Consider the following 12,807-nt stretch of genomic DNA (forward strand, 5'->3'; position numbering starts at 1 on the left):
GCCGCACGGCGGCGCGCGGCCGGTCAGGCCGCCACGGGGCGGCAGCTCAGACACGGGCGATAGCCGGCGCCCCGCGCCGCGGCCACCGACCCGAACGGCACCCGGTGCCGGTCGGTGATCCGGCGGGCATGCGCACAGGTCGGGTAGCAGAAGATCCGGGTGGTGCCGCTGCCCAGATAGTGGGTACCGGCCGCGGCGAACCGCCCCAGTCGCTCCTCGTCGATCCCTTCGTACGCCCGCAGCCGCTCCGCCAACGCCGCCGGCAGACCGCAGTCGACCGGCCGGCCGTCCTCGTCACCGAGCCGGTGGACGGGGATCAGCACCGGGGCGGGGCCGGACCGCACCGCCTCCAGCAGCTCCGCCGCCGTGGCCTCCGGGATCCCCGCCTCGGCCCCCAGCCAGCCCACAGGCCGCAGCTGGCCGCGCGGAATGCCCCGCACCGCTTCCAGAACCCGGGACCGGAACTCCGGCAACGTTCCGTAGTCGTAGCGCAGGTTCCGGTCACGGCCGGTCCGCAGAGCCCCGACGACCCCCGGCAGCTGCCTGGCCGAGGGAAGCGCGGCCCGGCCGGCCCGGAGCAGGTGCTGCCGCTCGAAATCCTCCGGCCCGGCATACAGGTCCACCGGACCGGCCCCGGTCACCGCTCCCCGGCGGTGCGCGACGAACAGCGCGACCACCGGGCCCTCGACCACGGAGTAGCGGTCGTACGCGTTCTCGTCGACGCCCGCCCGCCGCAGAATCCGGATCCCCAGATCCACCGGCATGGGCACCCGCAGGGTGTCGGACCCGAGCGGTGCGCCGTCGGCGCACGCGGTACCGTTCATCCCGCCCCGCGCCACACCTGCCGGCCCACCGGGCCCCTCGTACAGACCACTCATCGGATCACCTCCTCCTGCGTCAGCCGGGGCATCTCGCGCAGCGCCGCCAGTCCTCGTGACACCTGGGCCTTGACCGTGCCGACCGGACACCCCAGCAGCCCCGCGATCTCCACGTAACCCAGCTCGCCGACATGTCTGAGCACCACCGGAACCCGGTAGCGCTCGGGCAGCTCGGTGAGCGCCGCCACCAGCCTCTCCCGCTCCACCACGTGCTCCGCCCGTTGCTCGGGGCCCGGCCTTCCGTCGGCGAGCGGCAGCTCCCCGACATCCACGCCCGCATCCGCGACCGGCCGCCGCGTCAGCGTGCGTACATGGTTGCGCCATACATTCGTACCGATCGCCAGCAGCCACGCTCTCGGCTGAAGGGCCCGGCGCCGCTCGGGCGGATATCCGGACAACGCCGTGTACGCCCGTAGGAACGTGTCCTGTACGAGATCTTCCACATCACGCGAGTCACCGGAGAGGCGGAGCAGCACCGAGTACACGACCCCACCGTGGGACCGCACCAGCTCGGCGAAGCCGCGGTCGAGATCCACCGCGAGCAACTCGGGCACCTGAAGAGGCATCTCATCCATCACCCATAACAACACCACGACGCACCCCGCGGTTGCACGCGGCACCGCACGGCGGCCGGGCGGTGCTCCGGCCGCCGTGCGGTGCTTCAGCCCTTGCTGACCGCCGCCAGGATCTCCGGCAACCGGGCCGCCGTGCGCCGCGCGGCGATCCGCAGCCCCGCCCACCCGACGAGCGCCCCGTACACGAGCCCGCCCGGCACCAGGAGCCACAGCGCGTCGTGGCGGTCCGTGACGTGCATCCAGACGGTCGGCACGATCACCGGCGCGGCCAGCAGCGCGGCGGCGAGCATGCCGCCGAGGATCGAGATCCACGCCAGACCGCCCTGCCCCGGCACCACGTTCTTGAACGCGCCCTCCTGCGGAATCGAGTACGGGAACAGCGCCGAGGCCACCGCGCCCGTCGCCAGCATCGAGCCCAGCAGCGCGAACGACAGGCCGAGCGCCCCCGGCAGCGCCTGCCAGTCACCGATCACCGCCGCCGTCACCGCGCAGACGATCAGCGTGAACGGCAGGGTGAGCAGCAGCAGGACCAGCGCCCGCGCCCGCAGCTCGACGTACGCGTCCCGGGCCGAGGAGATCGTCAGCGCCACCATCCAGAAGGCCGAGGTGTCCTGGCCGAACTGGTTGTACATCTGCATGCCGAGCATCCCGGCCGCGAAGCACGCGAAGTAGACCGAGCCGGTGCCCTGGACCGCGTTGAGCAGCGGCACGATCGCCCCGACCGCCAGCGCCGTCACCCAGGCCGCCTTGGTCTTCGGGTCCCGGGCCACGTACCGCAGGCTGCGCTGCATCACCGTCGCGGTGCGGCCCTCCGGCAGCAGCGCGGACAGCCCGCCCCGGCCGGACTCCTTGCGGGCCGGCTCGGCCGCCGCCAGGGTCGAACCGTCCGGCGAGGTCATCAGCGTCACCAGGGTCCGCCGCCACATCCACATCAGCGCCGCCAGGGCCACCACCGTGATCAGGAGCTGGGCGACCGCGACCCCGTACGCGCCGTCCGAGGCCGCGTCCACCGACGCCACGGCGGAGGCGCCGGGCAGCCAGCGGACCACGTCGCCCGCCGGTTCCAGCGTGGACAGCCCGCCGGCCTGACCGAGCCGCTGCGCGCCGAAGTTGACGAACTGGATGCCCACCGCGATCACCAGCCCGCTGAGCACCGCGAGGTCGCGGCCCTTGCGGGAGTTCAGCAGCCGGACGTTGGCCGTGGCCACCGCCCGGGACAGCGCCACGCAGAGCAGCATCGTCAGCGGGACCGCGAGCACCGCGAACACCACGCCCGCCGCCCCGTGCGCCAGCGCGATGGCCGAACCGACCACCAGGCACAGGGTGAACAGCGGCCCGATGCCGATCATCGAGGACACCAGCAGGGCTCGGATCAGCGGCTCCGGCTGCAGCGGCAGCATCACCAGCCGGGTCGGGTCGAGGGTGTCGTCACCGCTCGGGAAGAACAGCGGCAGCACCGCCCAGCCGAGCGCCACGACCCCGGTCAGCAGCACCACGACGGTGCCCGCGTGCTCGTTGCCGCGCAGCAGCACCAGGCCGAGCACCTGACCCGCGGCGAGCAGCAACGTGAAGACCAGGGAGGTGATGAACACCGCCCTGCGCCCGGAGGACTGCCGCAGCCCGTTGCGCAGCAGCGTCAGCTTCAGCGAGACGAAGACCGGGGTGAGGCCCGTCGTCGGCGCCGCGGGGGCGGCCGAGGTGACCGGGGCGTCCAGCACGCTCATCGGGAGCCGCCCAGCCAGTCGAGGGAGTCGCCGGCGTCCCGGCCGCCCGCGCCGACCAGTTCGAGGAAGGCGTTCTGCAACGAGGGGGCGTCGCCGCGCACCTCGGCCAGCGTGCCCTGCGCCTTGATCCGGCCCGCCGCCATCACGGCGACCCAGTCGCACAGCGACTCCACCAGCTCCATCACATGGCTGGAGAAGACCACGGTCGCCCCGGACCGGGTGTAGCGCTCCAGCACGCCCCGGATGGTCTGCGCCGAGACCGGGTCGACGCCCTCGAACGGTTCGTCCAGGAAGAGCACTTCGGGGTTGTGGAGCAGCGCCGCCGCGAGCCCGATCTTCTTCCGCATGCCGGTCGAGTAGTCCACGACCAGCTTGTGCTGCGAGCCCGCGAGATCCAGCACGTCCAGCAGCTGGGTGGCCCGCTTGTCCACCTCGTCGCCCGGCAGGCCGCGCAACCGCCCGTTGTAGGCAAGCAGTTCACGTCCCGAGAGCCGCTCGAACAGCCGCAGCCCCTCCGGCAGCACCCCGATCCGGGACTTCACCTCGACCGGGTCCGTCCACACGTCGTGGCCCGCGACCTCGATCTTCCCCAGGTCGGGCCGCAGCAGCCCGGTGACCATCGAGAGCGTCGTCGTCTTGCCCGCCCCGTTGGGCCCCACCAGCCCGACGAACTTCCCCGCGGGAAGCTCCAGATCGATCCCCGCGACGGCGACCTGATCCCCGAACCGCTTCCACAGCCCCTGTACGCGGACGGCGGGCCGGGCCTCCTGGGCGCCCCCCGCCGTCGTGGCTGTCTCCGCGGCCGTCTCCGCGCCTGTCTTCGTACGTGCATCTGCCCGGTCCGGCATGGCACAGCCTTTCGATATCCCCATAGATGGGGACCACCCTACGAAAGGCCTGACCGGAGCCCGGGAGACGCCGTCCGGGCGATCTACGGAACGCGCGTACGGGCGTCGGCCGCCTCCCGTGCGCAGGCGTACGCCAGCGGGCTGATCAGCTCGTCCACATCGGGCAGCCAGCGGTTGGCATGGGTGGGCTTCCGGGCCCACTGCACGGCCCCCCGGGCGCCGACCCGGGTGGGCGGGGCGGCGATGTAGTGACCCTCGCCGCGGCCGGTCAGGTCGATCGCCTCGGCGTTCCAGCCGAGCCCGCGCACCAGCTCGGAGGTCTTGGCGGCGGCGCCCGGCAGCACGAAGAACAGCATCCGGCGGTCGGGCGTGCGGGTGACCGGGCCGAGCGTCAGGTCCATCCGCTCCATCCGGGCCAGCGCCAGGAACCCCGCGGACTCCGGGACCTCCAGCGCGTCGAAGGTCCGGCCGGTCGGCAGCAGCACCGAGGCGCGGGGCTGCCTGCTCCACATGCGCCGGGCGGCGGCCCCGCTGCCGGTCGCCCGGCCCGCCCAGTCGGCCTGGCCCGCGTGGGCCCCCGGCAGGGCGCAGCCGGCGTCGCCGCACGAACACCGCTCCCCGCCGCCCACCGCCTCCAGCCAGACGCCGGGGAACACGTCCCAATGACGCTCTTCCGCATACCGCACCGCGGCGTCGAGCAGATGCTCGCCCCGCTGCTGAGGGACCTGTGCGGCTTCCATGACTCCGATGGGCTCTTCCACGCCCAGCACAACTCCCGCCGTCACCTGGGGTTACGGCCTCCCCTGAACCGGGGCCCGGCGCATCGGGCCCGCACGCGGGGCGCATCGGTGCACGAGCGGGGGCGCGCGTGAGGCGTCGTACCGAAGGGCGGGTAACCACCTCCAGGACCGCCGCCAGGGCCGCTTCCGGGCCTCCGCGACGGTGCAACGCGCCAGGGCCGTACCGAATGCCGATGGAATATGCGCATTTCTTGAGTATGTGACGGGCAGTGATCCCTTCCACCGATCACTGCGCATAACCGATGCTTCAGGGGGACATATGGCAGCAAGGCCTCTCGTAGCCCGCCAGCCCAACGAACGGCTCCAGACGCTCATCCAGGAAGCCGCCTGTTCCAACGCGGGCCTCGCGCGCCGCGTGAACATGGTCGGGGCCGAGCGGGGTCTCGATCTGCGCTACGACAAGACCTCCGTGGCCCGTTGGCTGCGGGGGCAGCAGCCCCGGGGCCGGGCCCCGGGGATCATCGCCGAGGCGCTCGGCCGCAAGCTCGGCCGTACGGTCACGATCGACGAGATCGGCATGGCCAACGGCAAGAACCTGGCCTCCGGCGTCGGCCTCCAGTACGCGCCGACCGTCGCCGGGGCCGTCGAGCAGGTCTGCGAGCTGTGGCGCAGCGACGTGGGCCGCCGCGATCTCCTCGCGGGGTCGGCGGTCGCCGCGTCCGCGCTGGTCGAGCCCAGCCGGGACTGGCTGATCTCGGGCCCGGACGCACAGGTCGAGCGGACGGCGGGGGCCCGGGTCGGGATGTCCGACGTCGAGGCGGTGCGGGCGATGACCACCGCGCTGACCGACCTCGACCACCGCTTCGGCAGCGGCCATGTGCGGCCGGTGCTCGTGCACTACCTCAACAGCGTGGTCTCCGGCCTGCTTTCGGGGGCGTACCGCGAACAGGTGGGGCGGCAGCTGTTCGGCGCGGTGGCCCGGCTCGCCGAGCTCGGCGGCTACATGGCGGTCGACACCGGCCAGCCCGGCCTCGCCCAGCGCTACTACATCCAGGCGCTCCGGCTCGCGCAGGCGGCGGGCGACCGGGCGTACGGCGGCTATGTGCTCGCCGCGTCGATGAGCCATCTCGCCGCCCAGCTCGGCAACCCCCGCGAGATCGCCCAACTGGCCCGCGCCGCGCAGGAAGGGGCCCGGGGACACGTCACGCCCCGCGCCCAGGCGATGTTCTACGCGGCGGAGGCCCGGGGGCACGCGCTGCTCGGGGATGCCAGGACCTGCCACGCGGTGTCGGGGCGGGCGGTCGCCGCGCTGGAACAGGCGAGCCCGGAGTCGGGCGACGACCCGGTCTGGATCGCGCACTTCGACGCGGGCTACCTCGCGGACGAACTGGCCCACTGCCACCGGGACCTGGGGCAGCCGGAGCAGGCGGCCCGGCGGGCGAAGGAGGCGCTGGCCGCGCTGCCGGAGACCCGGGCCAGGCGCCGGGGCATCGCGCTGGTGCTGCTGGCCTCGGCGCAGGTGCAGCAGCGGGAGGTGGAGCGGGCCTGCCACACGGGCACCCGGGCGATGGAGCTGCTGTCGACGGTGCGCTCCAGCCGGGGCGCCGAATATCTCGACGACCTCCAGCAGCGGCTCGCGCCCTACGGCGAGGAGCCCGCGGTGCGGGAGTTCGGCGAGCGGCTGGAGCTCCAGGCGGCCTGAGGGCACGGGGTCGCCGATGCGGTCCGGGCCGTGTTCGTGACGGTCCGGCCGTTAACAGCGTCGCGGGGCGGCGCGGTGTTACCGGCCCTGTGAAGGCGTCGTGAGGGATACCACGCGCTTGGCGGAGGCGGGTGACCACCCGATAGCGTGAGCCGACGGTTCCGTAGGTTCACACGTAGGAGTCCTGGTGACGCAGAGCGGACAGGGCGGCGAGCACGAGCTCCCCGCCGCACGACCCGCGCACGAGGGTGTCGTGCTGCCTGCCGGCGGCGGAGCCCCCTGGACCCCCGGGACGCCCGGGGCCGGGCAGGGCGGGCAGCAGGGCGAGCAGGCGGCGCCGGCGGGCGGTCAGCCGTGGGACGGGCAGTGGGGGCCGCCCGGACCGCAGCAGCAGCAGCCGGAAGCGGGCTACGGCTACCCGCCCGCGCAGCCCCTGCCGCCCGTGCGGCAGTCACCGGGCCCGGACGCGTACCAGCAGCCCGGGGCGTATCAGCAGCCGGGGGCGTATCAGCAGCCTCAGCAGCCCGGGGCGTATCAGCAGCCTCAGCAGGCCGGCCCCTACCAGCAGCCCCAGCAACTGCCGCCGCAGCCCGGCGCGTACCCGCAGCAGTACCCCCACCAGCAGCCCCAGCAGCCCCAGCAGCCCCAGCAGCCCCAGCCGTACGCGCAGCCGCTGCCGCCGGAGGCAGGGGCGGGCGCCCAGGGCGCCCAGGGCGGGCAGGGTGTTCCCGGCGGGGACGCGGACGCCACGCAGTACATCGCGCCCGTCCCGGGCGGTCCCGGCCCTGTGGGGCCCTCGCAGGGCGGCGGGGACGCGGACGCCACGCAGTACATCGCGCCCGTCCCGGGCGGTCCCGGCCCCGTGGCGCCCTCGGGGGGCGGCGGGGACGCCGACGCGACCCAGTACATACCCCCGGTGCCCGGAGGAGCCCCGTACGGGGTCAGGCCGGGCGCGCCGGGGGACCGGCAGCCGCCCGCGGAGTTCGACAACCTGTTCCGTTCCGAGGAACCCGCGGGCGCCACACAGCAGATGCCGCAGTACGACGCGGGGCAGCAGCCCCCGCCCTCGTACCAGCAGCAGGGCTATCAGCCCCAGCAGCCCCAGCAGCCCCAGCAGCCCCAGCAGCCCCTGGGGCAGCCTCAGGGGCAGCCCCAGGGCGGCCAGTTGCCGCCGCAGGCGCCCGGGGGCTACCAGTCCGGCCTCCAGGGCTTCCAGGGCCGTGCGGAGCAGGACGGGCCGGTTCCGCGGCCGAGCGGCGACGCCCCGCGCCGGCGGTCCGCGCATGTTCCGCTGATCGCCGCGGTCGTCGTGGGCTGCGCCGTCATCGGACTCGGCGCGGGCGCGCTGCTGAGCGGCGGTGACGATCCCGCCGAGGACGACAAACAGCCGGTCGCCGCGCAGAGTTCACCGGCGGTCACGGAGCCCACGGCCGAGGCGGCCCCCGACCCGGCGAAGCCGCAGGCCGAGGCGCTGGACAAGCTGCTCGCCGACAGCAACAACAGCCGGGCCGCGGTGATCAGCGCGGTCGAGAAGATCAAGTCCTGCAAGGACCTCGACCGGGCCAACGCCGACCTCAAGGGCGCTGCCCAGCAGCGCCGCGACCTGGTGACCCGGCTCGAAGGGCTGACCGTGGACAAGCTCCCGCAGAACGCGGAGCTGACCGCATCGCTGAACCGGGCGTGGAAGGCCTCTGCGGCGGCCGACGAGCACTACGCGACCTGGGCGCGGCAGGCCAAGAAGCAGAAGCACGTCTGCAAGGGCGGTCAGGCCCGGTCGACGAGCGAGACGGCCAAGGCCAACCAGCAGAGCGGGGTGGCCACCCAGGCCAAGCGCGAGGCGTCCAAGCTCTGGAACACGATCGCGGCGAAGTACGGCCTGACCAAGCACGGGGTCACCGAGCTCTGAGCCCGGGGCAGCCCTCAGCTGCGCGGGGCGTCCGTCAGGGCGTCCGAGACGTCGACAAAGCCCTTCCTCTGGGCGGTGAGCCGACCCTCGCGGACCACTTGGAACGTCACCTTCGTGTTGACGATGCGCGGGTAGCTCAATGTGCCGACCAGGTCCTCGAAGCGCCAGCGGAGCGTCGGGGTCAGGCCGCCGGTGTCGACCTCGACGCCCCGGTTGAGGGCGGCCACGACCCGGCCCGGAGTGACCTCCTCGTCGTCGATCGCCCGGACGGCCGCCCGCAGCGCCGTGTACGCGATCCAGGTCGTCTGCACGGCGGTGTCGTCCGGGTCGATGCGGTTGTCCCCGAAGGCGTACTTGCCGACCACCTCGCGCATCTCCTTCCAGCGCGCGTTCCTCGCGTCCGGGTACCAGCCGGTGACGTAGGCGCCCTCGAAGGGGCTGTTCGGGCCGCCCGTGCGGTCGATGAGCGGCTGGTTGACGCTGCCCAGCACGGAGGAGATTTTGACCTGCTCGCCGTCCGGCTCCAGGCGGCGGAAGGAGTCGAAGAACGTCTCCGTACGGGCGCCGAGCACCGCCGTCACACAGCCGCCGTCGGACCGTTCCAGCGCCTGCGCGGCCTGCTCGTCGTAGGACGTGGCGTCCAGCGGGGCCAGGATGTCGGTGGAGGCGGGCCGGTCGGCGGCCATCAGGCCGTTGTTCAGGAGCGGCGGCATGCCGTCGCCGCCGATCGAGTCGGGCCGCACCAGCGAGACCCGCTCGCAGCTGCGGCCCAACTGCTGTCCGTGCCCGGCCAGCAGCGCCGGCTGGCCACCGTTGACGGGGTACGAGAGGTAGCTGCTGAACTCCTCGGTGGAGGCGCCGTAGCCGCCGAGGTACGGGACGCCGCCCGCCTCCAGCGCCGGCATGAAGCTCTGGCCGTGGCGGCTGTACGAGCCGACGACGGCGGCCACCTGCTTCTCGACGGCCTCCCGCGCGCACCGCTCCGCGCCGAGCGCGGTGTCGCCCTCGTCGCAGACGACCACCTTCAGCTCGCGCCCGTCGATGCCGCCGGTGTCGTTGACCCAGCGCGCGTACGTCTGCGCCATGGCGGGCACCCCGGACATCTTCACCGCGTTGATGTCCTCCGACCGGTCGGGCGCCCAGGTCATCACGGTGACGGGCTCCCTGGACCCCCCCGAGGCCCCAGGGAGCACGCCGCAGCCGGACAGCAGCACCGCCCCCGCCGCCGCCGCGCTGATGACGCCCGGGAAGGGGCGGGGAAAGGTGAGGCGTCGCCGTCCGGTCATGGGACTGGACCTTTCCGGGCCCCGGGTAACGGCGCGGTGTGCCGTTCTCAACGCACGGTGACGCCCAGGTGAATTACGGGGGCCCGTGCGGGGACGCGGTGAAGGAACGTACGATCGATGACCGTGCAGCAAGGTTCGGAGAACTCTTCCCGTCGCGGCCGTCGCTCCTCCACCATGGGCGACATGCCGCTCACTGACATGCCGTGGTGGCGCTGGCGCACCAACGTGCGCTCGGCGCTGCACATGCTCTCCGACCCCGTCTTCCACCACGAGTGCTGGCTCGCCGGCCAGGAAGGGTACGGGGACGTCACCGACGCCGTGTACCGCCTGGTCGAGGACACCTGGCTCGACAACTGGTCCGCCGAGAAGTACGTCGGCACCATGTTCAGGGACTCCGCCGAGGCCGCCGCCGTGGACGCCGCCGCCCTGCGGGTGCTGCGGATCATGCACCAGGTCGGGGCGGACGCCCCCGTCTCCGCCTATCTGGAGCACTCCGGCTGGCCGGAGGCCGTCCTCGCGGCCCGCGAGGCCCATGTGATGCTCGCCACCAACGACGCGGAGGATCCGGACATACCGCCCCGCTCGCTGGACGTCATCCGCATCATGACCAGGACCGCCTGAGACACGGCGGGTGTGGCACCCTACGAGGATGACCGCGCCGCAGCCCGCCCCCTCCGCCGCCTCGGACGCCGCCGCGACCGAGCAGTACGTCCTCACGCTCTCCTGCCCCGACAAACAGGGCATCGTGCACGCCGTGTCGAGCTATCTCTTCATGACCGGCTGCAACATCGAGGACAGTCAGCAGTTCGGGGACCACGACACGGGTCTGTTCTTCATGCGCGTCCACTTCTCGGCCGACGCCACCGTGACGGTGGACAAGCTCCGCGCCAGCTTCGCCGCGATCGGGGAGGCCTTCCGCATGGAGTGGCAGATCCACCGGTCCGCCGAGCGCATGCGGATCGTGCTGATGGTCAGCAAGTTCGGCCACTGCCTCAACGACCTGCTGTTCCGCTCCCGCACCGGGGCGCTGCCGGTGGAGATCGCGGCCGTCGTCTCCAACCACACGGACTTCGCCGACCTCGTCGCCTCGTACGGCATCCCCTTCCGGCACCTCCCGGTGACGAAGGACAACAAGGCGGAGGCCGAGGCGCGACTGCTGGAGCTGGTCCGCGAGGAGGACGTCGAGCTGGTCGTCCTGGCCCGCTACATGCAGGTCCTCTCCGACGAGCTGTGCAAGCAGCTGAGCGGCCGGATCATCAACATCCACCACTCGTTCCTGCCGAGCTTCAAGGGCGCCAAGCCCTACCACCAGGCGCACGCGCGCGGGGTGAAGCTGATCGGTGCGACCGCGCACTACGTCACCGCCGACCTCGACGAGGGTCCGATCATCGAGCAGGAGGTCGAGCGCGTCGGTCACGACGTGACGCCGGACCAGCTGGTCGCCGTCGGCCGGGACGTGGAGTGCCAGGCGCTGGCGCGCGCGGTGAAGTGGCACGCGGAGCGGCGCATCCTGCTCAACGGCCGCCGTACGGTGATCTTCGCCTAGGACGTGTCCGGCGGGGCCTTGCAGGACCCGGCGCCGTTCGGCGGGACCTTACAGCCGGCTGAGCGAGGCCGTCGCGAGCAGGACGTCGCGGATGGCCTCGCGGTCGCCCTCCTGGCCCGCCGCCGCTTCCACCGGCGAGATGTGACCCGCGGCGAGCTTGCAGAACTCGACCCCGTCCAGGGCCACCTGCGCCACCGTGCGTTCGGGCGAGCCGAGGGCGGCCGGCGAGTCCAGCGCGATGTACCAGTCGCCCCCGCCGTGGCCCTCGATCTCCAGATGGACCGAGCGGCCCGGCGCACCGGCCGCGACGAGGTCCTTCGCGGGTCCTGCCAGCCCGGCGCGGCGGCGCCCCGCCATGGCGGCCGGAAGCAGCCGGGCCGCGAGGTCGATCATCCGATGCAGATGGGCGGCCGACGGGGCCTCGTACGGGTAGTCGACGGCGTCGGCGATGTCCCCGCCGTGCACCCAGCACTCGAAGGCGCGGTCCAGCAGCGCGTCCTGGAGCGGCAGGGCGAAGGCCCCGTAGGAGACGGAGGTCTCGGCGACGTTCCGCCCGGCGAAGGACGCCGTGCGGATCAGCTCGTGGCTCCGGGCCCGCCAGGGTTCGCGGACGGCCCGGGTGGGCGGCCGGTGCGCCGCCGACCAGTGCCTCTCGGTGCGCTCGGTGGGGTCCAGCGGCGCCTCGCCGCCGCCGAGCGGGTCGTCGAGGCCGAGCGCGGCGGACAGCAGCCCGTCGACCGCCATCAGGTGGCCGATCACCCCGGCGACCGTGGTCCTGCGGCTGACCTCGCGCTCCCCCTCGAACCACCGCAGGCGCACCGGCGCGTGCCACTCCGAATCTCCGATGTCGCGGAGCAGCGCGTCGAGCCGGGCGGTCTCGGCGTCGTACGGGGCGGCGTACTCCGGCACGGGGATCCGGGCCGGCCGGCGGCCCAGGCAGCCGTCCATCACCCGGGACCGGAGCGTCGGATCGAGATCCAGGGAGCCATCGGTGTGCAGCAGCCCCACCGCGTCCCGCAGCCGCAGCGCCTCGTCCGCGCACGGGGCGCACGCGGTGAGGTGGTCCTCCACGGCGGCGGTCTCCTCGGCCGAACAGGCGGACAGCGCCCAGGCGCCGAGGAGGGCCTTGAGGACCCGGTGGGGGAGGTCGATGCCCGAGGCGGAGGCGGAGGCGGAGGTCATGAGCGGCTCCGGGAGGGCCTGTTCCGGGAGGGCCTGTTCCGGTCCGGTCTGTTCAGGGAGGGCCTCTTCCGGTTCGGCCTGTTCCGGTCCGGCCTCTTCTGGTTCGGCCCCTTCCGGTCCGGCCTCTTCCGGTCCGGCCCCTTCTGGTTCGGCCTCTTCCGGTCCGGCCCCTTCTGGTTCGGCCTGTTCCGGTCCGGCCCCTTCTGGTTCGGCCTGTTCCGGTCCGGCCTCTTCCGGTCCGGCCCCTTCTGGTTCGGCCTCTTCCGGTCCGGCCCCTTCTGGTTCGGCCCCTTCCGGTCCGGCCCCTTCCGGTCCGGCCCCTTCCGGTTCGGCCTGTTCCGGTCCGGCCCCTTCTGGTTCGGCCTGTTCCGGTCCGGCCTCTTCCGGTCCGGCCCCTTCTGGTTCGGCCTCTTCCGGTCC

Annotated in this window: 11 protein-coding genes; 4 read left to right on the forward strand and 7 right to left on the reverse strand. The window is 73.3% G+C overall.

The genetic code is table 11. From position 1 onward, the window contains the following. Positions 1 to 23: 23 nt before the first annotated feature. From ACH4KB_RS09760 to ACH4KB_RS09780, 5 genes are all read right to left on the reverse strand, one after another. Positions 24 to 878 carry an Ada metal-binding domain-containing protein gene (locus tag ACH4KB_RS09760; protein WP_398065338.1) on the reverse strand — a complete coding sequence of 285 codons (855 nt, stop codon included), beginning with the start codon at positions 876 to 878 and terminating at the stop codon, positions 24 to 26. Next, positions 875 to 1,444 (reverse strand): RNA polymerase sigma factor, encoded by a 570-nt coding sequence (locus tag ACH4KB_RS09765; RefSeq protein ID WP_398065340.1) that lies wholly within the window; start codon positions 1,442 to 1,444, stop codon positions 875 to 877. The genes ACH4KB_RS09760 and ACH4KB_RS09765 overlap by 4 nt, the downstream gene beginning before the upstream one ends. 95 nt (positions 1,445 to 1,539) lie before the next feature. Next, a complete protein-coding gene (locus tag ACH4KB_RS09770) occupies positions 1,540 to 3,177 on the reverse strand; it encodes a transporter (protein WP_398065342.1) in 1,638 nt (545 codons plus the stop codon). Continuing rightward, the gene (locus ACH4KB_RS09775; RefSeq protein WP_398065344.1) at positions 3,174 to 4,025 is read right to left on the reverse strand and encodes an ABC transporter ATP-binding protein; all 852 of its coding nucleotides are present in this window, start codon (positions 4,023 to 4,025) and stop codon (positions 3,174 to 3,176) included. Before ACH4KB_RS09775 ends, ACH4KB_RS09770 begins: the two co-directional genes overlap by 4 nt. Before the next feature lie 83 nt (positions 4,026 to 4,108). Next, complete coding sequence (locus ACH4KB_RS09780) at positions 4,109 to 4,795, reverse strand: bifunctional DNA primase/polymerase (protein ID WP_398065625.1); 687 nt, start codon at positions 4,793 to 4,795, stop codon at positions 4,109 to 4,111. A 289-nt stretch (positions 4,796 to 5,084) separates the two neighbouring features. Between ACH4KB_RS09780 and ACH4KB_RS09785 the strand changes: the two genes are divergently transcribed. Next, entirely contained in the window at positions 5,085 to 6,467 is a 1,383-nt protein-coding gene (locus tag ACH4KB_RS09785) for a transcriptional regulator (RefSeq protein WP_398065346.1), read from the forward strand. 187 nt (positions 6,468 to 6,654) lie between these two features. Continuing rightward, positions 6,655 to 8,373, forward strand: coding sequence for a hypothetical protein (locus tag ACH4KB_RS09790; protein WP_398065347.1), 1,719 nt, complete (start codon positions 6,655 to 6,657; stop codon positions 8,371 to 8,373). A 14-nt stretch (positions 8,374 to 8,387) separates the two neighbouring features. Here the strand turns inward: ACH4KB_RS09790 and ACH4KB_RS09795 are convergent, their stop codons facing one another. Beyond that, positions 8,388 to 9,659 (reverse strand): ABC transporter substrate-binding protein, encoded by a 1,272-nt coding sequence (locus tag ACH4KB_RS09795; protein ID WP_398065348.1) that lies wholly within the window; start codon positions 9,657 to 9,659, stop codon positions 8,388 to 8,390. A gap of 174 nt (positions 9,660 to 9,833) precedes the next feature. Between ACH4KB_RS09795 and ACH4KB_RS09800 the strand changes: the two genes are divergently transcribed. Together ACH4KB_RS09800 and purU are read left to right on the forward strand one after the other, a co-directional pair. Further along, entirely contained in the window at positions 9,834 to 10,280 is a 447-nt protein-coding gene (locus ACH4KB_RS09800) for a hypothetical protein (protein ID WP_398065626.1), read from the forward strand. 28 nt (positions 10,281 to 10,308) lie between these two features. Then, positions 10,309 to 11,205, forward strand: coding sequence for a formyltetrahydrofolate deformylase (gene purU / locus ACH4KB_RS09805; protein ID WP_398065350.1), 897 nt, complete (start codon positions 10,309 to 10,311; stop codon positions 11,203 to 11,205). Between the two features lie 48 nt (positions 11,206 to 11,253). Here purU and ACH4KB_RS09810 read toward each other — a convergent pair. Continuing rightward, positions 11,254 to 12,807 (reverse strand): zf-HC2 domain-containing protein (locus ACH4KB_RS09810; RefSeq protein WP_398065352.1); only part of this gene is annotated, 1,554 nt, incomplete at its 5' end.

Origin of the sequence: Streptomyces sp. NPDC017520 (genome assembly GCF_044329855.1) — a bacterium.
Classification (GTDB): Bacteria; Actinomycetota; Actinomycetes; order Streptomycetales; family Streptomycetaceae; genus Streptomyces.